Origin of the sequence: Massilia agrisoli (assembly GCF_020831365.1) — a bacterium.
Taxonomy (GTDB): domain Bacteria; phylum Pseudomonadota; class Gammaproteobacteria; order Burkholderiales; family Burkholderiaceae_D; genus Telluria_A; species Telluria_A agrisoli.
Genome location: NZ_JAJHPV010000014.1, coordinates 319,484 through 339,200 on the forward strand (window position 1 = coordinate 319,484; position 19,717 = coordinate 339,200).

The following is a 19,717-nucleotide window of genomic DNA, read 5'->3' on the forward strand; positions in this document are numbered from 1 at the left end:
AGCCTGCCAAAAATCCCGGATTCGCTAACGTGCGCGCTACATCAATCGGGTGGCAGCTCGGGCGGTGGCGGCGGCTGCTCTTCCTCAGCCGGATCATCGGGGGCGGCCTCGGGCAAAGGCGTGATGTCGATGGACTTGAAATCCGCCAGCTCCGCAAATTCGGAGTAGATCCACTCGCCGTTCTCCTGCATTACGCCTTGCGGCGGCGCGCGCTCCGGGGTGGGCGTCTTTGCGATCGCCACCTTCATATAGTCGATCCAGATCGGGAGCGACAAGGTGGCGCCGAATTCACGTCCGCCCAATGATTTCGGCTCGTCATAGCCCATCCACGCCACCGCGACCACGTTGCCGCCGTATCCCGCAAACCAGCCGTCGATGGCATCGCTGGTCGTGCCGGTTTTTCCGGCCAGGTCGGTTCGGCCGAGACGGTCGCTGGCCGCGGCGCCGGTTCCATACAAGGTCACCGCGCGCAGCATGGTGTCGGTGACGAAGGCATTGCGCTGGTCGATCACGCGCTGTTCTTCGGGCGGCGTGGCCGGTCGCGTGGCTTGCTGGATCACGGCGCCCCTGGCATCCTGTATTTTCGCGATCAGGTAAGGCTGTACCGAATAGCCGCCGTTGGCAAAGACGGCATAGCCGCCAGCCATCTGCAGCGGCGTGACAGCGCCGGTGCCGAGGGCCAGCGTCAGGTTCTTCGGATGGCGGGTATGGTCGAAGCCGAACCGTCGCAAGTACTCGTGCGCGTATGGTACCGATACCGCGCGCAGCAGCCGCACCGTGGTCACGTTTTTCGAGTGGGCGAGCGAATCGCGCATCGACACCACGCCATCGAACTTGCCGTCATCGTTCTGCGGAGACCAGGTAGCTCCCGCGTTCTCGCCGGGGAGGTCGAGCGCTTCGTCCAGGATCATCGTACCCGGCGAATAGCCTTTTTCGAGCGCCGCCGAATAAACGAAAGGCTTGATCGCGGAGCCGGGCTGGCGCCATGCCTGCGTGACGTGGTTGTACTTCTGCAGGTTGAAGTCGAAGCCGCCCACCAGCGCGCGATAGGCGCCGGTGTTCTGGTCGAGCGCGACGAAGGCTGCCGCCACCTGCGGGACCTGCACGATGGACCACGCCTTGCTGCGGCTGTCCTGCATCACGCGCACCAGCGCGCCAGGGCGCAAGCGGATCGACGCCTTTGCCTTCTCCGACAACGCCTGCCCGACGAAGCGCAGCCCGGCGCCGCTAATTTCGAGCGAATCGCCACCCTGAGTCTCGACACTAACCTGGCGCGCCGACGCAGCGGTGACCACTGCTGGTATCAAGCCGTCGGAAGAAGGGCGCTTTTGGAGCGCCTCGTCGATGGCGATGTCGCGCTCGGCTGGGTCGGCCGGCAGGTCGATAAAGCCCTCGGGGCCGCGGTAGCCGTGGCGCTGGTCGTAGGCCAGCACGTTACGCCGCACGGATTCGTAAGCGGCGTCCTGGTCCTTCGACATGATTGTCGTCGTCACGCGAATGCCCGATGTATAAGCCTCGTCCTTGAACTGCTCGAACACGGCCTGCCGCGCCAACTCGGCGACATATTCGGCGTGGGTGGCGAATTGCTGGCCGCCTGGCTTGACCCGCACCGGCTGGTCCACCGCTTCGCGGTACTGGGCCTCGGTAATGTAGTCCAGGTCATGCATCCGCTTGAGGACCGCGTGCTGGCGCTGGGTAGCGCGTTTCAGGTTGACGGCAGGGTTGTGGCGCGACGGATTCTGCGGCAGGCCCGCGAGCATGGCGATTTCGCCGACCGACAACTGGTCGAGCTGCTTGCCGAAGTATGCGCGCGCCGCGCTGGAAAAGCCGTAGGCGCGCTGGCCGAGGTAGATCTGGTTCATGTACAGCTCAAGGATCTGGTCCTTGGACAGCGCCTTCTCAATCTTCAGCGCCAGCGCGATCTCGGTCAGCTTGCGCGAAACCACCTTCTCGCGCGACAGGAAGAAGGTGCGCGCCACCTGCATGGTGATGGTCGATGCGCCCTCGCGGAAGCCGCCCTTCAGGTTTGCCCTGGCGGCGCCCATCGCGCGGATCCAGTCGATGCCGCCATGCTCATAAAAGCGCGTGTCCTCAATCGCCAGCACGGCTTTCTTCATCAGGTCCGGCATCTGCGCGATCGGCACAAAGTCGCGCCGCTCCACGCCGAACTCACCGATCAAGACCTGGTCGGCAGTATAAATACGCAGCGGGATCTTGGGCTTGTAATCGGTGACGGCATCGATCTCTGGCACGTTCTTGGCGATCGACCACAAGAACCACCCGGCCGCGCCAACACCGGCCAACAGCAAGATCAGGATAACCAGGACAAAACCGCGGTTTGCACTAACAGAAGGTTTTCGCGACAAGCGGGAAGAAATTCTCAAGCTGCACTCTCTGGGGAAATTTCCAAAATCGGGGTCAGACCACCGCCAATTTGAATTTCCAAAATCGGGGTCAGACCACCGCGAATTTGAAATCTTTCAAAAAACCAGTGGTCTGACCCCGATTTTGCGAAATCTTTCAAAAAACCGGTGGTCTGACCCCGATTTTGGAAACGAAAAGGCCGGAAGGGGGGCGTGGGCGCCTTGGTCGGGCGAATTATAGTCGATTGGAATCTCGCTGCTTTTCCGCTGGAATTAAAAACGGGGGCAGAAGCCCCCGTTTTTTGACGCTGCGCCTTCGGTCAGACGAAGGCGAGGTCGTGCTGGCGAATGACGTCGTCGGCCCACTCGTCGATGTGCCCGAAGCGGTAGCCCAGGAGCGCCGCGCGGCTGGTGTCCATCATCAGCGCGTGAGGATAGTCGAACGGGCTTAGTTCGCCCGCCGCCGCCAGCTTGGCCGCAGGGATGGCGCTTACCGTTTCATCCAGCGCGCGACCGGCGCGATGCAGCAGGTCGAACGCCGACATGCCACCGTCGCATGCTGCGTTGATCGGGCCGGTGAAGTCCTGGGCGCCAGTCCAGGCCAGGAAGCTGCTGGCGACGTGGGCGTTGATGAATGAGCTGGCGGCGGCCGCGTTGGAATAGCGCAGCGGCGCACGCAGGCGTACGAGGTCCACGTAATGCGCGAGGCGCCCGGTAAAGTCCTCGGGACCCGCCAGCACATGGCCCATGCGCGCTGTCACCAGCGGCAGCGAGCCGTCGCGGTACAGGTAGGCTTCGGCTTGCAGCTTGCCTGCCACGTAGCTCTCCACCGCGCGCGACGGGTCGTGCCATGGGTAGCGAGTGTCGATCAGCTGCCCCAGTACATTCAGGTCGTTTTCGGCGAACGGACTTTCCTGGTTCCCCATCAGTCCCCGATATACATCGACGGTGGACGCGACGATGTAACGCTTCACCCGCCCTGCGAACACCCGCACCGCGATAGCCGCGTCGAGTGGGCTGTAGCACATCTGGTCGTAGACGATGTCGTAGCCTTCGATGCTGGCGAAGGCGCGGCGCATGGCAGCTTCATCGCGGCGGTCGACGCGGATTCGCTGGATGCGCGCGCCGAATGGGTCGGGTGCGCGGCCGCGGGTGGCGATAGTGACCTGGTGGCCGGCATTGACGAGCTTCTGCACGAGCAGCTTGCCGACATGCCGAGTTCCACCGATCACCAATATATTCTTGTGCATGGCGTTTTCCTCTTGGATGCCGTATATTTTCTTCTCCTGATGGCAATTGATCAACCGAGAAAAATTATTGCAATGACTAAGAAAAACTTATCCATGGTGCGGGTATGAAACCAGTGCGTAGTCTTTCTGGCTTGATTGACTTCGACTGCGCGGCGCGCTGGGGAAGCTTCAAGCTGGCGGCGCAGGAGCTGCACAAGACACCGGCGGCGATCAGCCAGCAGGTCCGGCACCTGGAGCAAAACCTGGGGTTCGCGCTGTTCATCCGCCATCCGCGCCACGTGACGCTCACTGAAAAAGGGCAGGAGCTGGCGATTGCCGTCGGCCGCATGCTGGGCGAACTGCGCGCGAAGATCGGGGCCCTGCAGGCTGGCAGCGAAGAGTCGGTACTGCGCATCTCGACGACCCATTCGTTCGCCATCAAATGGCTGGTGCCGCGCATGCACCGCTTTACCAAGCTGTATCCGGAGCTCGACATCCGCCTCGATTCGAACGATGCACAGGTCGACCTGGAAGATGATTCGACCGACGTCGCGGTACGGTATGGGCCGGTCACCGACGGCGACCCGGCCTTGCTGTTCCGCGAGCGCCTGATCGCGGTCTACAGTCCCGACCTGCTGGCGCCCGGCCAGTCGGAGCTGACCCTGGCGGACCTGCCGAATTTCCCACTGTTGTACGAGAAGTCGCCCGAGTCATGGCTGCAGCTGCTCAATGAGAACCGGGCTTTGAAGGGCAAGTATGATTTCTCGCGCGGGTACAGCCATTGGGGCGTGCTGGCGCAGGCAGCGGTGGCGGGGCAGGGGATCGCGCTGGTCGCGTACGGGATCGCATGCCAGGATATCCTGAAAGGCTCGCTCAGGCAGATCAACTGCCGCAGCGCGCCGTTTGCGAGTGGCTACCGCTTCCTGGTCAATCCGCACAAGGAGAATATGCCGAAGGTGCAGCGCTTTCGCGCCTGGCTGGTCGCGGAGATGGACGATATGCGGCGCCAGCTGGAGCAGAACGCATAAAAAAAACGGCGGCCCGCAGGCCGCCGTTTCCATGAAGCTGTCTGACGCTTACTTCACGCCGTGCATCAGCTTCTGGATCTGCGGTGCGAGCAGGAACAGGATCAAGCCGCCGACCATCAGCGACCAGAAGCCGAAGGTGTAGCCGGACAGCGCCGACGCAATCGACATGCCTTCGGTGCCGCTGACGTGGCTCGCGAAGATGCCCGACAGGTTGTTGCCGATACCAGTAGACAGGAACCAGCCGCCCATGCCCAGGCCAACCAGGCGGGTTGGCGCCAGCTTGGTGACCATCGACAGGCCGATTGGCGACAGGCACAGCTCACCGATCGACTGGATCCAGTACACGGCGAACAGGGTCCAGAACGGGATCTTGCCGTAGGTTGGATCGACCAGGAACGACAGGGCGTACATCAGCAGGCCGAAAGCCAGGCCGTTGAACAGGATGCCGAGGCCGAATTTACGTGGGATCGAAGGATTGACGTTCTTGCGGCCCATCGCCACCCATACCCAGGCGATGATCGGTGCGCAGACGATAATGGCGACCGAGTTCACGCTCTGGAACCAGGCGGTCGGGAATACGTCCATGCCCAGCGCGCCGGCGCGGTCAACGATATTCTCCGCGAGGAAGGTGAACGAGCTGCCAGCCTGTTCGAAGAACATCCAGAACAGCACGTTGAAAGCGAAGATGATCATCATCGCGATGGTCTTGTCGCGTGCGACTTTACCTTCGCGGATACCTTCGATCATCAGCATGATGGCCAGGACCACGAACAGGATGGTCAGGATGATCTGCAGCTTCGCAGCGCCCAGCGTGAGCAGGAAGTACACGAGCGGGATAACCACCAGCGCGCCAACTGCGACCAGGATCGCGCGGCCGCGGCCTTCGCCGCCTTCGACCGGTGCGCCGATGCCCTTGAGCGAAGCGCGGCCGATGTAGAACCATACGAGGCTGATCAACATGCCGATACCGGATGCGAAGAAGACGACTTTGTACGCTGGCATATCGCCGGTGCCGAACACTTTTTGCGCCAGCACCTGGGTCAGGATCGGTGCGACAAACGCGCCTGCATTAATACCCATGTAGAAGATCGTGAAGCCGGAATCGCGGCGGGTGTCGTTCAGCGCGTACAGCTTGCCGACCATGGTCGAGATGTTCGGTTTGAACAAGCCGTTACCGACGATGATGGTGGCCAGGCCGAGGTTGAAGATCTGCGGGTCGGGGACGGTAATGGCGAACAGGCCTGCCGCCATGAACAGCGCGCCGATCAGGATCGAGCGCTGATAGCCGATGACGCGGTCGGCGACATAGCCGCCGAATACTGCGCCGGCATACACCAGCGCGAGATAGGAACCATAGGTCAGGTTGGCGGCTGCCTCGCCGGCGCCCGAACCTTCATAGAACTGCGCGACGATGTAAAGCACAAGTGCCCAACGGATGCCGTAGAAAGCAAAGCGCTCCCAGAATTCGGTCATGAATAACATCCAGAGCGGACTTGGGTGTCCCATCATCTGCTTGAACTCGGGAATGGCGACTTCCTGATTTGGTGTGGTAGCGGCTCCGCTCATGCGGGGGTCTCCTGACTGGTTATGGTTGATACGATCATCGGTGGAAAAACCGCGCCACAGAGGGGGCGATATTTCCAACTGGGCTGCATTTTAATGTAAATCCTTCACATTCTGCGAATTTTTGCCAGATGTGGTATTCGGCGTGTACTTACCTGCCACACGCCTTGCGAAAGCCATGCACGTATTTGCGCCAGTTGTCGTATATTGGCAATGCAGGCATTGATCGTTTCACAGAAATTGAAAAAGGAATCTGTACTATGGAGCACGACGTTATCGATACCCTCATTTCGCCGGAAGGCCGGCTTGAAGTGCTGTCGAAGTCCGAAGTCGTCAAGCTTCTCGATACCAGCCAGGGCGGCCTTTACCAGGTTTTCCGTAATTGCGCGCTCGCCGTGCTCAATTGCGGCAGCTCGATTGACGATGGCAAGGAACTGCTGGAGCGTTACAAATCATTTGACATCAGCATCGTGCAGCGCGAGCGCGGCATCAAGCTCGAAATCAAGGGAGCCCCGGCCATCGCGTTTGTCGATGGCAAAATGATCAAGGGGATTCACGAGCACCTGTTCGCGGTACTGCGCGATATTATTTTCATCAGCAGCGAAATCACCGATAACCCGCATTTTGATCTCACCCGCACCGAAGGCATTACCGATGCGGTCTTCCACATCATGCGCAATGCGAATGTGCTGCAACCGCAGCGCAATCCGAACCTGGTGGTCTGCTGGGGCGGCCACTCGATCAACCGGATCGAATACAACTATTCGAAAGAGGTCGGCTACCAGCTTGGCCTGCGTGACCTCGATATCTGCACCGGCTGCGGCCCGGGCGCAATGAAAGGCCCGATGAAGGGCGCCACCATCGGCCACGCCAAGCAGCGCCGCAGCAGCGGCCGTTACCTGGGCATTTCCGAGCCGGGCATTATCGCGGCCGAGTCGCCAAACCCGATCGTCAATGACCTGGTGATCATGCCGGATATTGAAAAGCGCCTTGAAGCGTTTGTGCGGACCGGTCACGGGATTATCGTGTTCCCGGGCGGCGCCGGTACTGCTGAAGAAATCCTGTATATCCTCGGGATCCTGCTTCACCCGGATAACGCCGAGATGCCATTCCCGCTGATCTTCACCGGCCCTGAAACCTCGCGCGACTACTTCATCCAGATTAACGATTTTATCGGCCACACCCTCGGCGAAGACGCGCAGAAGCGCTACAAGATCATCGTCGACGATCCCGAACTGGTGGCGCGCGAAATGCAGACCGGTATCAAGGAAGTGCGCGAGTACCGCAAGTCGCGCAGCGATGCCTATTACTTCAACTGGCTGCTGCGCATCGATCACGAATTCCAGCGTCCGTTCAAGCCGACCCACGAGAACATGCGCAACCTGAGCCTGCATAAAAACCAGGAAAAGCACCAGCTGGCGGCCAATTTGCGGCGCGCGTTTTCAGGCGTAGTGGCGGGTAACGTCAAGGACGAGGGTATCCGCGCAATTGAAAAATACGGGCATTTTGAAATCCACGGCGACCCGGCAATCATGGGGCCGATGGATGCGCTGCTGACGTCGTTTGTCGAGCAGAGCCGGATGAAATTGCCGGGCAAGGCCTATATTCCTTGCTATCGGATCGTTCAGTAACTTGAGCAACGTCAACCACGCCGATGAACTAATCGTGCGCTGGTTGACAGCTGCGGCGCGCGCTTCGATGATGCGAGTATGGACATCGAAAGCAAAATCGCAGTGCTGGACGCCGAGGTGTCGTCGGTCAAGGCGGAGTTGGCCGTCATTCGTTCAAATCATGCGGCCAAAGACGATCTGGTTTTTGTCAAAGACGAATTCACAACGGTAAAAGCCGACTTGGCGGCAGTGAAACTTGACGTGGCTGTGATACGTGCGACCTATGCTACCAAGGAAGATCTGCTAAAGGCGATCAACACGCTTACCTGGAAAATGTATGGCTTCGGGACACTTCTTGTGGCCGTCGTTTTCTTTATAGCGAAGAACGTCAATTGAAGCACTTCAGGCATAAAAATGGGGCCCCTCCGGGCCCCATTCTCATTTTGCTTACTCTTCGCGGCGCAGGTGCGGGAAGAGGATCACGTCACGGATGTTTGGCGAATCCGTAATCAGCATCATCAGGCGGTCAATGCCGATGCCGCAGCCGCCGGCTGGCGGCATGCCGTATTCCAGCGCGCGGATGTAGTCCGCGTCATAGAACATCGCTTCTTCGTCGCCGGCGTCCTTCGCCGCGACCTGTGCGTGGAAGCGCGCGGCCTGGTCTTCGGCGTCGTTCAGCTCCGAGAAGCCGTTGGCGATTTCACGGCCGACGATGAACAGTTCGAAGCGCTCGGTGATGCCTTCGCGCGTGTCGGAAGCACGCGCCAGCGGCGACACTTCAACCGGGTAGTCGATGATGTAGGTCGGTTCCCAGAGCTGGGATTCGGCCGTTTCTTCGAAAAGCGCCAGTTGCAGCGCGCCCAGTCCCCAGCCTGCCATCGGGTTCACGCCAAACTTCTTCAGCTCGGTGCGGATGAATGCCGGATCGTTCAGCTGCTCGTTGGTGTAGTGCGGTGCGTACTTGTTAATCGCGCCGACGATGGTCAGGCGGTTGAATGGCTTCGACAGGTCCAGCTCGCGGCCGCCGTAGGTCAGCATCGCGGTGCCGTGCGCATCGATCGCGGCCTGGCGGATGACCGCTTCCGTGAAGTCCATCAGCCACTGGTAGTCAACGTAGGCCGCGTAGAACTCCATCATCGTGAATTCTGGATTGTGGCGCGGCGAGACGCCTTCATTGCGGAAGTTGCGGTTCACTTCAAACACGCGGTCAAAGCCGCCGACCACCAGGCGCTTCAGGTACAGCTCCGGCGCGATACGCAGGAACATCTCCATGTCGAGCGCATTGTGGTGGGTGATGAACGGCTTCGCTGCGGCGCCACCAGGAATGGTGTGCAGCATCGGCGTTTCGACTTCCATGAACTCGTGCTTTTCCATGAAGCGGCGGATCGACGACATTGCGGCGGTACGCGCCTTGAAGGTGCGGCGCGTCTCTTCGCTCATGATCAGGTCGACGTAACGCTGGCGGTACTTGGTCTCCTGGTCGGCCAAGCCGTGGAATTTGTCCGGCAGCGGGCGCAGCGACTTGGTGATCAGGCGCAGGCTGGTGACTTTGATGGTCAGTTCGTCGGTCTTGGTCTTGAACAGCGTGCCTTCAACGCCAAGGATGTCGCCCAGGTCGTAGTGGTGGAGCGCTTCCATCGCCGCCTCGCCAGTCAGGTCGAGGGTGGCGTAGATCTGGATGCGGCCGTCGGCGCGCGCGCCTGACGAATCCTGCAGGGTGGCGAAAGCGGCCTTCTTGCCGGCTTCGCGCTTGAGCATCATGCGCCCGGCCAGGACCACGGGAATCGCTTCAGCTTCCAGTTCTTCACGCGATTTGGCGCCGTACTGTTCGTGCAGGTCGGCCGCCTTGTGCTGTGGACGGAAATCGTTCGGGAATGCCACGCCTTTTTCGCGCAGGGCTGCCAGCTTGACGCGGCGCTCGGCGATGATCTTGTTGTCGTCGGCCGGTGCGGCGGCTTGTTCTTGGATATCCGTAGTCATGATAAGTATCGCTAGTTTGTGTAATTATGCGGGGAACAGCTCGTCGATCGTCAGCTCGGAAAAGTCGCTGGCGATGTGGATGACGTTGTCGAATTCGGCAAAGGCTTCTGCGGGCAGGGTGGTCGTCAGCACGACGCAGCGCATGCCTGCACGGCGGGCCGCTTCGACGCCAAGCGGCGCGTCTTCGAACACGATGCAGTTTTCCGGTTTGACGCCACAGCGTTCCGCCGCGAGCAGGAATACGTCCGGATACGGCTTGCCGCGCGCGACGTCGGCCGCGCCGACGACGGTGTCGAAGTGGCGGCGCAGGTCGAGGCCGTCAAGGGTGAACTCGATGTTCGCGTTAGACGCAGCCGTGGCCACCGCCAGCGCGACGCCGCGCAGCTTGGCCTGCTCGATCAGGTCGTCGAAGCCGGTAACGGTTTTGCGGTGCGGCTCATACAGTTCGCGGTAAACCGATTCCTTCTCGAGGTTCAGCTCCAGCACTTCATGGTCGAGCAGGTGCTCGCCCATGTGCGCACGGATGATCTCCTTGCCCTGGCGTCCAGCCGTCGTGCGGAAGAATTCATCGGCGTCGATGTCCTTGCCGCGGCGCTTGAAGAACGCGATCCACGAATCGGTATGGAAGGACATGTTGTCGACGATGGTGCCGTCCATGTCGAAGACGAATGCGCGTTTCGTATCGCTCATCGTCATACGCCCTGCTTCAGGGACGCGGAGATGAAATCGTCCAGGTCGCCGTCCAGCACGCCCTTGGTGTTACCGGTCTCGAAGTTGGTGCGCAAATCCTTGATGCGCGACTGGTCCAGCACGTACGAACGGATCTGGTGGCCCCAGCCGACGTCGGTCTTGGAGTCTTCCAGCTTCTGCTGCTCGCTCATGCGCTTGCGCAGTTCGAGTTCGTACAGCTTCGCCTTCAGCATGTCCATCGCTTCGGCGCGGTTGCGGTGCTGGCTGCGGTCGTTCTGGCACTGGACCACGATCCCCGACGGCATGTGCGTCATGCGCACCGCGGAGTCGGTCTTGTTAATGTGCTGTCCACCCGCGCCCGACGCACGGTAGGTGTCGATGCGGATGTCGGCCGGGTTGACGTCGATCTCGATCGAATCGTCGACTTCCGGGTACACGAACAGGCTGGTGAACGAGGTGTGGCGGCCGTTGGCCGAGTCGAACGGCGACTTGCGCACCAGGCGGTGAACGCCGGTTTCAGTGCGCAGGTGGCCGTAGGCGTAGTCGCCCTCGACCTTCAGCGTGGCGGTCTTGATGCCCGCGACCTCGCCGTCGGACTGTTCCATGATCTCGACCTTGAAGCCCTTGCGTTCGCAGTAGCGCAGGTACTGTCGCAGCAGCATGGACGCCCAGTCTTGCGCTTCGGTGCCGCCCGCGCCAGCCTGGATGTCGATGAAGCAGTTATTCGGGTCCATCGGATTGTTGAACATCCGGCGGAACTCCATCGATTCGATGACCTTGCGGATTTCTTCCGCGTCGCCGATGATCGCTTCGAGCGTGTCGTCGTCGCCTTCTTCACGCGCCATCGCAAACAGGTCGTTGGCGTCGGCCAGGTTGGCTTTGGCCTTGGTCAGCGTGTCGACGACCGCCTCCAGCGCCTTCTTCTCTTTGCCGAGATCCTGCGCGCGTTTCGGATCGTTCCAGACGGTCGGATCTTCGAGTTCTTCGTTTACTTGTTCGAGCTTCTCTGACTTTTTATCGAAGTCAAAGATACCTCCGAAGTTCGGCTTCACGATCGGTGAGATCGTTCAGCAGGGCGGAGAGGGCGTTGATGCGTTCGGCTTCCATGGCGTTCCGGTCTAAATAATTGGTTGAATCGAACCCTAGATTATACCCGATGACGGGCGCTGCAAGGCGGCAGCTTGCCCGCGCTGGCGGCAGTCCCGTATCATCGGGCCCATACTCCACACCCGGGCCTACCATGCGTTATCAAATTTACACTTTGCTCGTTCCAGCCCTGCTGGCCGCTTGCGCCACCGTGCCGGGCAGCGCCCCTGCCGGAAGCCGCGCCACGGTCGCGCTGCTGGAGACGACGGACCTGCACTCGAACGTGGTCGGTTACGATTATTACAAGCTCGCGCCCGATGCCTCTTTCGGCTTCGACCGCACCGCCGCGCTGATCGCCGAGGCGCGCAAACAGTACGCCAACACGCTGCTGCTCGATAACGGCGACACCATCCAGGGCACCGCGCTCTCGGACTACGAGGCGCTGGTGGCGCCGCTCGCCTGCGACCAGGTCCTGTCGATCTACAAGGCGATGAACCACCTGGAGTTCGACGGCGGCGGCATCGGCAACCATGAATTCAACTACGGCCTGGCGCACCTGTCGCAGGTTACCGGCAACCGCTTCCAGGTCGATGGCGTCGACCCGTCGAAGCCGCGCTGCGCCGGACCGGCGTTCCCGCAGGTGCTGGCGAACGTCTACAGCCTGAAGACACGCCAGCCGCTGTTCGCCCCGTATCACATCATCGAGAAGCGTATTAGCGCCGAGGACGCGGCCGGGAAACCGTTTCTGGCCACGCTCAAGGTAGGCATTATCAGCTTTGCGCCGCCAACCATCATGTCGTGGGACAAGCGCTGGCTCGATGGGAAGGTCTACACGGAAGGCGTTCGCGAATCGGCGCAAAAGTACATCCCGGAGATGCGCGCCAAGGGGGCCGACCTGGTTGTCGCGATTTCGCACGGCGGCCTGGATGCGGCGCCGTACTCGCCAACGATGGAGAACGCCAACTACTACCTCGCGCAGGTGCCGGGCATCGACGCCATGCTGATCGGGCATTCGCACCAGGTTTTCCCGAACGCCAGGAGCACGGTCGCGCAGTTCAACCTGCCGGGCGTCGACAAGGCCAAAGGCCTGGTGCACGGCGTGCCCACGGTGATGGCGAACCTGTGGGGCAAGCATCTGGGCGTGATCGGCCTGCAGCTGGCGCATGACGGACAGCGCTGGGTGGTCGATAAAACCAGGACGACGGTGGAGGCGCGCAGTGCCCAGCGCGCGGACAAAAGCTATGTCGCCGCCGATCCTGCCGTGGCGGCGCTGGTGGCAAAGGAGCATGAAGCGACGATCCGTTACGTCAAGACGCCGGTGGGCACGACTGCCTTCCGGATGTCGACTTATTTTGCGGATGTCGGCGACGTCTCCGCAATGGCCGTGGTGAACCTGGCGCAGGCAGAGTACGTCGCGAAGTACGTCAAGGCATCAATGCCGCGGTACGGCAGCCTGCCGGTGCTGTCGATGTCCGCACCTTTCAAGAGCGGTAACGCGGGCGTGACGGACTTCACCGACGTGGCGGCGGGCAGCCTCGCGCTGAACAACGCGGCAGACCTGTACCTGTACCCGAACGCGCTGTATGCGGTGAAGGTCAACGGCAGGGAACTGAAGGCCTGGCTGGAGCACGCCGCCGGACGCTTCAACACCATTGACCCGACGCGCAAGGACGCGCAGGAGCTGGTCAACCCGGCCTTCGCTTCCTATAACTTCGACACGCTGACTTCGCCGGACGTGCGCTATGAAATCGACGTGACGCGCCCGGTGGGCGACCGGATCCGCGGCCTCAGTTACCGGGGCAAGGCGGTAAGCGCGGCTGACGAATTCCTGGTCGCGACCAACAACTACCGCGCCAGCGGTGGTGGCGGCTTCCCTGGCCTCGACGGCAGCAAAACGGTGATCGCATCGCCGGACAATAACCGCGAAGTGCTGATCGCCTACATCAAGTCGACGAAGAACCTGGAGCGCGCCATGCACGGCGGCGGCCGCAGCTGGACGTTTGCCAAAGTGAAGACCGCAGGACCCGTCGTGTTCCATTCAGCGCCAGGGATGACCGCGCTGGCGCATGAAGCAGGCCTGCACAATGTATCGCAGCTGCGCGCCGATGATGGCCTGGGCAAGGGCTTTGCGCTTTATTCGGTGGACCTGGCACGCGGCGGCGGTACTGCGCCCGGCGAGCGCGGCTCGGTGCGGCTGGAGGGAGTCGATACGCCGCGCGCCCGGGACCAAGCTGCCAATGCGATGCTCGCCTCGGCCAAGGCTGGCGTTCCCGCTGCAATGTTCATGGTCTCGAACATGCTCTTTTCGGGCGATGGCCTGGCAAGGGATGAGGATGGCGCGCGCCGGTGGCTGGAAGCCGCGGCAGAACTCGAGCATCCGGAAGCGATGCAGCAGCTGGCGATGGCCCTGCGCGACGGCGCAATGGGATTTGCACGCGATGAGCCGCGCGCGGCTGTCTTGATCAAGGAAATGGCGCACGCCATGAAGCACCGCGCGCCGGCGCCGTAAAACGACGGGCAGCGGTCAGGTACGGTCGATCTGCATCAGGCGCTGGCCGTGGATGCCCCAGGTGCAGTCGGCGCCATCGACCTGGCCGCGCAGCGCCCATCCGGTACCGATTTTTTCGACTGTCACGGGACTGCCGATTTCAGCGGCGAGCTTTTCGGCCCACATGCTTGCCGAGCCCTGGCCCTTGAACAATTCGTTCCCGTTCACGATGACGGTTGCATCGAAGACGGGCGCAGTAAAGATAGTTTTCATTGTCGCTAACAGTAATTTAAGCGGCGCGTTCGCCGATAAAGATGACGGAAACCGGTTTGCCGGTCGCCGGATGAACGGGTTCGCGCATCTCGACGAGGCGCAGGCCGCTCTCGCCAAAGAGCCGGACCCAGGTTTCGAGCGTGCGGAAATACCAGGGTGGCGCATCGGTAAAATCGGCACTGAAGCCCGACCACGATCCCTCGCGCCAGCCGTCCTGGTAAGGCGCATCGCCGCAAGCGAGGTGCGGGTGCAGGGTCTGCACAATGAATGCGCCGCCGGCGCCCAGCAGCGATGGCGCGGCGCGCAGCAGGCCTTCGACCGACTCTTTTCCAATCAGCGAGAAATTACAGATCGCGACATCGGCGGTTGCGTCGAGAGCGCCCGCGCCGATCTGCTCGTATGACATGACGCGGAAGTCGCCCCCGCCCGCGCTGTTTGCCATTTCCACCAGGCCCGGCACGACGTCGACGCCGATCATCCGAATGCCGTCAAGGGCGCGCACAAGCCAGCCCTCGCCGCAGCCAATGTCGATGCCGGTGCGTGGCGAGCGGCTGCGCACCGCATCGACGATCGCCTGGTCAGTGACGAGTTTGCGGCTTTCGATTTCGCCGCCGCGCACCGCATTGGTCCATGGGCCGGTATTCTTCGACCATGAATCGATGATCTTCTCATCGCTGAGCGGTTTCAATGGAGTTTCGTTTTCTCAGGCTGCACCAGCACGAAGGGACTGACGACTGACGCCCACACTTCTGAATTGGCCGCGGCCCAGGTGGCCGCCTGCACGTCCGAGACCTTGGCGACTTTGCCTTCGGCCATCCAGCGGCTGATGCTGTCCTTGTCGTCATGCGAGATGCGAACGGCGACATCGACCAGGTCGAGTTCGGGGCTGACGTACACCACGTTCCCTTGCGCGAAATGCTTCTGCAGCTCGGACCACGGCAGGCGCGCGGTCTCACGGTTGATCTTGATACGCAGGTCGGTATCGTTTTCGGGCTTGGTCTTCATGCTTGAGTCGGTATTAAGTCAGATGGATTCGATCACCGGAACCGGCGAACCCGCCCATGTTAACCGATACGCCTGCCCCTTGCGCACATTGCCTACCAGTGCGGGGCGGAAGCACGCCAGGTTGACGCCGCCCGCCAGGCGCACGCTGGGGTAGATGACGCCCATGGAGCCGGCGTCGAGCAGCCGTGCTGCGAGCTTCTGCGAGTCGATGTAGCTCGACGGGTCGAGCACCTTCTCAAACCCTTTCTCGCCCCGCAGGTCATGGAAGGTGCTGGTGAAATCGGCCAGCATGACCTGGTAGGTGACGCTGTCGTCGAAACGGTCGATCTCCTGGTATTCCACGGTCTTGTGGAAGGTGATCTCGGCCAGCGCGGTCGCGGCGTCGAAGGCGCAGTACCACGCGCCGCGTTCGCCATCGTTGAAGCGGCTGCCTTCCGGGCGCGGATAGGTGTAGGCGGCGTTGATGATCCTGAAGTTGGGCACGCCGAACACCAGCTCGTCGACCCCAATGCCGGGCAGGCCGCCGTACTCGCCACGCAGCCGCTCATTGGTGGCGTTGTCGAGGTCGAACAGGTCGCGCAGCTCGTCGTTGCTATCGGCGAGGGGGCCCAGCACGGAATCCTCGACATCGGCGAAGCGCGAGGGGATCAGGCGGCAGGTATCGAACTGGCGCAGCTGCGCCAGCTTTGGTTCGCGCGACAAGGTCAAAGGCCTCCGCGGCGGGCGTCAAGCAGCTTGCGCACCATCTGCATCGCCAGCAGGCCGCCGGCCAGCATCTGCGACAGCGGCGTGCGGCCACCGAAGACCGGGTTCTTGTTCGGCAGCGTCACCCACTCGTCGGCCAGCTTGTCGCCGTAGAGGATATGCAGCGCCTTGTAGATGCCAAGCAGGTAGGAGATGCGGGTGATGCGGTCGACCTCCAGCACGCGCTCAGGATTTTTCTTCCACTCGTAGAATGTGGAGGAGGACAGCCCGCCCAGCAGCTCGCGCGCGTCTTCATCGCGCAGCTTCCACGCTGCCGCCAGCTTGAAGAAGCCCTTCAGGGCGGATTTGGACAGGCGTTCGCGCTCCGGCCGGGCGTTCAGGTCAACCAGCACGGCCGGTTCGAAGCGGCTTTTTGGGTAAGCATAAGCAAGGTTGTTCATGGCACCTCCGGTAATGGACTATTTATACTCCGATTTTGCAATCAGCGCAAGTAAGGTTCGCGGGCGTAAAGCCCAATCGCAGGATATTTGTTTTGTGGCAATATCGTGGCAGAATGGGCGGAGCCGAGGCGTGTCCGCCATTCACAGAAGGGAAGAGATGAACAATCAACCGAGCAACCGAACCGCAGCCCTTGCAGGAATCTGGACGGGATTGGGCGTGCTGCTGTTTGCGGCGTGGTCCGGGGAAGGGGCATTTTCGTCCGGCCTTGCGGAGAATGCGGCCTGGCTCGGCGTCGCGGCGGTATTTATCTTCCTGCCGGCGGTGTACTTTGTGGTTGGCCGCGACGGCGCCAGGTTTAGCCGGAACTGGGTCAATAACCCGGCCGAGCGCGCGAAGTATATGGCGCTCATGACCCGGGTGGCGGTGTGGATCGCTACCGCAGGCGTGGTTGGAGGTTTGCTGCTGGCTGCGCAGAAGAACCTGGGCTGACCGCTTCGCGCCGCAGCTGCGTCACGCCGGTTCGGCGTGTTCGACCATCAGCTGAACCTTGGTGACGCCGTTGTACTCGTTGGCGTCCAGCCTGAACGCCACGCGCGCGCGGTCGCCGACCGAGGCAGTGTGGCCGAACCAGATTGCGTCATACCGCTGGCCATTGCGCTCCAACAGCAGCTTGAGGTGCCGCTCCTTAAGGATGCGCTGGCTGATCACGCGGAATTCGTCGCAGAAGACCGGTGGCGCAAAACCCTGCCCCCAGACCTGCCCGTCCATCACTTCGATGAACTGGGTCGTGTAATACGCGTCTTCAAGCGGCCCATCGGTCTCGATCACCCGTTCCAGCTGCTGTTGGGTCAAGAGCGCCCGGCCGACCGCTTCGAAGGCTTCCGAGAAGGCTGCCAGTGCGTCGGCGCGGATCGTCAGGCCGGCCGCCATCGCATGGCCGCCGAATTTGTCGATGAGCGACGGTGCGCGTTTCGACACCAGGTCGAGCGCATCGCGCAAATGGAAGCCGGGAATCGACCGTCCCGAGCCCTTCAGCCAGCCGTCGCTGCCCGGCGCGAAGGTGATCGTCGGCCGGAAGAATTTCTCTTTCAGGCGCGAGGCGACAATGCCGATGACGCCCTGGTGCCAGCTTTCGTCGAACACGCAAATGGTGCTGCTGCTGGCCGGCTCGAAGGCGTCGAGGTGGAGCAGGGCGGTGTCCTGCATGTCGGCTTCGATCTCGCGCCGTTTCAGGTTGATGTCGTTGAGCTGCTGGGCGATCGCCCATGCGCGGCCTTCGTCATCGGTGATCAGGCATTCAATCCCAAGCGACATGTCGTCGAGCCGGCCGGCGGCGTTCAGGCGCGGGCCGACTGCGAAGCCAAGGTCGAACGGCGATGCGCTGCGCGCTTCACGCCCGGCGACGCGGAACAGCGCTGCCACGCCGGGGTGCATGCGGCCGGCGCGCATGCGCTTGATGCCCTGGGCGACCAGGATGCGGTTGTTGGCGTCGAGCTTGACGACGTCGGCCACGGTGCCCAGTGCGACGAGGTCGAGCAGGTTGTCGAGCTTGGGCTGGGTCTGTGCGTCGAACACCCCGCGCCGGCGCAGTTCCGCGCGCAAGGCCAGCAGCACGTAGAACACGACGCCCACGCCAGCGAGGTTTTTGCTCGGGAAGCCGCACTCCGGCTGGTTCGGATTGACGATGACGCGCGCCTCCGGCAGGGTGTCGCCGGGCAGGTGGTGGTCAGTGACGACCACGTCGATGCCAAGGCGCTTCGCCGCCAGCACGCCATCGATGCTGGCGATGCCGTTATCGACGGTGATGATGATGTCCGGTGTCTTTTCGCGCGCGGTCAGCGCGACGATTTCCGGCGTGAGTCCATAGCCGTACTCGAAGCGGTTCGGCACGATGTAGTCCACGTGCGCGCCCATCGCGCGCAGCCCGCGTAGCGCAGTGGCGCAGGCAGTGGCGCCATCGCAGTCGTAGTCGGCCACGATGACCATCCGCTTTTGCGCCGCGATGGCGTCAGCGAGGAAGGCCGCCGCAGCGTCGATGTGCAGCAGGCCTGAAGGTGGCACCAGCGCCGCCAGTTCGCTCGACAGCTCGCGCGCGTCGGTGAGTCCGCGCGAAGCGAACAGGCGGGCGAGCACCGGGTGCACGCCGCCCTGGCGCAGCATCTCGGAGGTTCGGAACGGGCAGGGGCGGATGGCGATACGGGTCATGGCAGCAGTCGGTCAAGCGTGGGGCGGCGCCAGAACATGTTCTGGGCCAGTTTGGTCGTGGTCAATTCGAGGTGGCGGTCGCGGTGGCTCAGGACCAGGCGCAGTTTCTTGATGCGGCCATCGCGTACCGCCGCAAGCGCTGGTGCAAATACGGTCTTTTCGAGGTGCTTCATCTGCGCCAGCCATGCCGCCCAGTCGGCGCCGATGGCGGCCTGGGTGACGGTGCCGCAGACGAAAATAGCATCGCCATCGCCGCTCGCCAGCACGTCCTTGAGCGCGGGATCGCGCACCTGGGCAAGGGACGACAACCAGCCCGGCGCATCGCGCGTGGCCAGTGTCGGGGCCGTGGATGGAACCGACTCGAGCGCGCTCGCGCAGCCCCATGGCCAGAATGCGTTGATGGCGCGCTGGCCGCGGGCTTCGCGCTCGCTGTTGGCCGGGTTCTGAAACCACAGCATCTGGACTTCGTTCTGCAGCTTGCGGTATTCGGTCGACTTGTCGCCGCGCGGCAGCCAGTCCGACAGGTTCATGCCTGCGGCCGAATCCGGGGTCGACGTATCGAGCCCGGTCCAGCCATCGGCGCGCATGAACCAGGTGCAGGCGTCGCCATAAAGCAGCGGCTTGCCGGCTTCGTCGAAGTAGGGCTTGGCGGCATCGAACAGCATGCGCGAATGGCGCTCGTCCAGGTCGAGGGTGCGCATGTCGGCCATCAGCATGTGGCTGCGCGCGATTTCGATGTGGGACGGGTGGACGATAAACCAGTTGCCGTCGGCCGGGTCGAGCCCGTAACCAAGCATCGCTTGCGCCGCCAGCGCCGGCCGGTCGCTTGCGTCCAGGCTGATTGCGCGCGCCAGCCACAACTCATGCGGCAGCATCCGCAGCGGGCCGTCGAAAGGAACCGCATCGAAGGACGAGGTGCGGGTTATCAGGCTGGCAAGGGTCGGGACCTCCAGTGCACGCACCAGGTCAGGAGCCAGTTCAGGAGGGGGCAGGGCAAACGGCAGGACAAGCGAAATCTGGGTCATGCCGCATTGTATTTCATATGGTGTGT

At 62.2% G+C, this 19,717-nt stretch carries 18 protein-coding genes and 1 pseudogene; 6 read left to right on the forward strand and 13 right to left on the reverse strand.

The features are described from left to right. Positions 1-41: 41 nt before the first annotated feature. The gene (locus tag LMJ30_RS15785; protein ID WP_371873029.1) at positions 42-2,366 is read right to left on the reverse strand and encodes a penicillin-binding protein 1A; all 2,325 of its coding nucleotides are present in this window, start codon (positions 2,364-2,366) and stop codon (positions 42-44) included. Between LMJ30_RS15785 and LMJ30_RS15790 the strand changes: the two genes are divergently transcribed. After that, complete coding sequence (locus tag LMJ30_RS15790) at positions 2,257-2,604, forward strand: hypothetical protein (RefSeq protein ID WP_229433452.1); 348 nt, start codon at positions 2,257-2,259, stop codon at positions 2,602-2,604. The genes LMJ30_RS15785 and LMJ30_RS15790 overlap by 110 nt on opposite strands. A gap of 79 nt (positions 2,605-2,683) precedes the next feature. On the opposite strand, the gene LMJ30_RS15795 is transcribed toward LMJ30_RS15790, so the two are convergent. Continuing rightward, positions 2,684-3,613: an NAD(P)H-binding protein gene (locus LMJ30_RS15795; RefSeq protein WP_229433292.1), complete on the reverse strand. Its 930-nt coding sequence runs from the start codon at positions 3,611-3,613 to the stop codon at positions 2,684-2,686. A 104-nt stretch (positions 3,614-3,717) separates the two neighbouring features. Between LMJ30_RS15795 and LMJ30_RS15800 the strand changes: the two genes are divergently transcribed. Next, a complete protein-coding gene (locus LMJ30_RS15800; protein ID WP_229433293.1) occupies positions 3,718-4,620 on the forward strand; it encodes a LysR substrate-binding domain-containing protein in 903 nt (300 codons plus the stop codon). A 48-nt stretch (positions 4,621-4,668) separates the two neighbouring features. Here LMJ30_RS15800 and LMJ30_RS15805 read toward each other — a convergent pair whose 3' ends face one another. Continuing rightward, positions 4,669-6,186 carry a peptide MFS transporter gene (locus LMJ30_RS15805; protein WP_229433294.1) on the reverse strand — a complete coding sequence of 506 codons (1,518 nt, stop codon included), beginning with the start codon at positions 6,184-6,186 and terminating at the stop codon, positions 4,669-4,671. A gap of 257 nt (positions 6,187-6,443) precedes the next feature. On the opposite strand from LMJ30_RS15805, the gene ppnN reads away from it, so the two are divergent. Both ppnN and LMJ30_RS15815 read left to right on the forward strand, forming a co-directional pair. Then, on the forward strand, positions 6,444-7,814 hold the full coding sequence (gene ppnN / locus LMJ30_RS15810) for a nucleotide 5'-monophosphate nucleosidase PpnN (RefSeq protein WP_267869676.1): 1,371 nt from the start codon (positions 6,444-6,446) through the stop codon (positions 7,812-7,814). 78 nt (positions 7,815-7,892) lie between these two features. Beyond that, positions 7,893-8,189 carry a hypothetical protein gene (locus LMJ30_RS15815; RefSeq protein WP_229433295.1) on the forward strand — a complete coding sequence of 99 codons (297 nt, stop codon included), beginning with the start codon at positions 7,893-7,895 and terminating at the stop codon, positions 8,187-8,189. 51 nt (positions 8,190-8,240) lie between these two features. Here the strand turns inward: LMJ30_RS15815 and lysS are convergent, their stop codons facing one another. From lysS to prfB, 3 genes are all read right to left on the reverse strand, one after another. Beyond that, a complete protein-coding gene (gene lysS, locus LMJ30_RS15820) occupies positions 8,241-9,773 on the reverse strand; it encodes a lysine--tRNA ligase (protein ID WP_229433296.1) in 1,533 nt (510 codons plus the stop codon). A 24-nt stretch (positions 9,774-9,797) separates the two neighbouring features. Then, the gene (locus LMJ30_RS15825; RefSeq protein ID WP_229433297.1) at positions 9,798-10,463 is read right to left on the reverse strand and encodes an HAD family hydrolase; all 666 of its coding nucleotides are present in this window, start codon (positions 10,461-10,463) and stop codon (positions 9,798-9,800) included. Between the two features lie 2 nt (positions 10,464-10,465). Next, a protein-coding gene (gene prfB, locus LMJ30_RS15830; protein WP_229433298.1) for a peptide chain release factor 2 occupies positions 10,466-11,570 on the reverse strand; the annotation gives its coding sequence in 2 pieces (ribosomal slippage) (positions 10,466-11,488 and positions 11,490-11,570; 1,104 coding nt in all). Between the two features lie 133 nt (positions 11,571-11,703). Here prfB and LMJ30_RS15835 point away from each other — a divergent pair. After that, positions 11,704-13,704, forward strand: a pseudogene (locus tag LMJ30_RS15835) (bifunctional 2',3'-cyclic-nucleotide 2'-phosphodiesterase/3'-nucleotidase); the annotation flags it as partial. A 369-nt stretch (positions 13,705-14,073) separates the two neighbouring features. Here the strand turns inward: LMJ30_RS15835 and LMJ30_RS15840 are convergent. Genes LMJ30_RS15840 through LMJ30_RS15860 form a run of 5 tightly spaced genes read right to left on the reverse strand, consistent with a single transcriptional unit; the run spans position 14,074 to position 16,460 of the window. Next, positions 14,074-14,310: a dsRNA-binding motif domain-containing protein gene (locus LMJ30_RS15840; RefSeq protein ID WP_229433299.1), complete on the reverse strand. Its 237-nt coding sequence runs from the start codon at positions 14,308-14,310 to the stop codon at positions 14,074-14,076. Positions 14,311-14,326: 16 nt separating this feature from the next. Further along, positions 14,327-14,998: a class I SAM-dependent methyltransferase gene (locus LMJ30_RS15845; RefSeq protein ID WP_229433300.1), complete on the reverse strand. Its 672-nt coding sequence runs from the start codon at positions 14,996-14,998 to the stop codon at positions 14,327-14,329. Then, the gene (locus LMJ30_RS15850) at positions 14,995-15,315 is read right to left on the reverse strand and encodes a DUF2288 domain-containing protein (RefSeq protein ID WP_229433301.1); all 321 of its coding nucleotides are present in this window, start codon (positions 15,313-15,315) and stop codon (positions 14,995-14,997) included. The genes LMJ30_RS15845 and LMJ30_RS15850 overlap by 4 nt, the downstream gene beginning before the upstream one ends. Before the next feature lie 18 nt (positions 15,316-15,333). Then, positions 15,334-16,017: an RES family NAD+ phosphorylase gene (locus LMJ30_RS15855; RefSeq protein WP_229433302.1), complete on the reverse strand. Its 684-nt coding sequence runs from the start codon at positions 16,015-16,017 to the stop codon at positions 15,334-15,336. Between the two features lie 2 nt (positions 16,018-16,019). Beyond that, the gene (locus LMJ30_RS15860; RefSeq protein ID WP_229433303.1) at positions 16,020-16,460 is read right to left on the reverse strand and encodes an MbcA/ParS/Xre antitoxin family protein; all 441 of its coding nucleotides are present in this window, start codon (positions 16,458-16,460) and stop codon (positions 16,020-16,022) included. Positions 16,461-16,590: 130 nt separating this feature from the next. On the opposite strand from LMJ30_RS15860, the gene LMJ30_RS15865 reads away from it, so the two are divergent. Then, the gene (locus LMJ30_RS15865) at positions 16,591-16,950 is read left to right on the forward strand and encodes a hypothetical protein (protein ID WP_229433304.1); all 360 of its coding nucleotides are present in this window, start codon (positions 16,591-16,593) and stop codon (positions 16,948-16,950) included. Positions 16,951-16,971: 21 nt separating this feature from the next. On the opposite strand, the gene recJ is transcribed toward LMJ30_RS15865, so the two are convergent. Further along, the gene (gene recJ, locus LMJ30_RS15870; protein ID WP_229433305.1) at positions 16,972-18,666 is read right to left on the reverse strand and encodes a single-stranded-DNA-specific exonuclease RecJ; all 1,695 of its coding nucleotides are present in this window, start codon (positions 18,664-18,666) and stop codon (positions 16,972-16,974) included. Next, a complete protein-coding gene (locus LMJ30_RS15875; RefSeq protein ID WP_229433306.1) occupies positions 18,663-19,691 on the reverse strand; it encodes a hypothetical protein in 1,029 nt (342 codons plus the stop codon). The genes recJ and LMJ30_RS15875 overlap by 4 nt, the downstream gene beginning before the upstream one ends. Between the last annotated feature and the right edge of the window lie 26 nt (positions 19,692-19,717).

Bases quoted from the DNA above. Each gene is read 5' to 3' on its own strand.
- LMJ30_RS15795 (WP_229433292.1), bottom strand. From the start codon at position 3,613: ATGCACAAGAATATATTGGTGATCGGTGGAACTCGGCATGTCGGCAAG.
- LMJ30_RS15800 (WP_229433293.1), top strand. From the start codon at position 3,718: ATGAAACCAGTGCGTAGTCTTTCTGGCTTGATTGACTTCGACTGCGCG.
- LMJ30_RS15805 (WP_229433294.1), bottom strand. From the start codon at position 6,186: ATGAGCGGAGCCGCTACCACACCAAATCAGGAAGTCGCCATTCCCGAG.
- ppnN (WP_267869676.1), top strand. From the start codon at position 6,444: ATGGAGCACGACGTTATCGATACCCTCATTTCGCCGGAAGGCCGGCTT.
- LMJ30_RS15815 (WP_229433295.1), top strand. From the start codon at position 7,893: ATGGACATCGAAAGCAAAATCGCAGTGCTGGACGCCGAGGTGTCGTCG.
- lysS (WP_229433296.1), bottom strand. From the start codon at position 9,773: ATGACTACGGATATCCAAGAACAAGCCGCCGCACCGGCCGACGACAAC.
- LMJ30_RS15825 (WP_229433297.1), bottom strand. From the start codon at position 10,463: ATGAGCGATACGAAACGCGCATTCGTCTTCGACATGGACGGCACCATC.
- LMJ30_RS15840 (WP_229433299.1), bottom strand. From the start codon at position 14,310: ATGAAAACTATCTTTACTGCGCCCGTCTTCGATGCAACCGTCATCGTG.
- LMJ30_RS15850 (WP_229433301.1), bottom strand. From the start codon at position 15,315: ATGAAGACCAAGCCCGAAAACGATACCGACCTGCGTATCAAGATCAAC.
- LMJ30_RS15860 (WP_229433303.1), bottom strand. From the start codon at position 16,460: ATGAACAACCTTGCTTATGCTTACCCAAAAAGCCGCTTCGAACCGGCC.
- recJ (WP_229433305.1), bottom strand. From the start codon at position 18,666: ATGACCCGTATCGCCATCCGCCCCTGCCCGTTCCGAACCTCCGAGATG.
- LMJ30_RS15875 (WP_229433306.1), bottom strand. From the start codon at position 19,691: ATGACCCAGATTTCGCTTGTCCTGCCGTTTGCCCTGCCCCCTCCTGAA.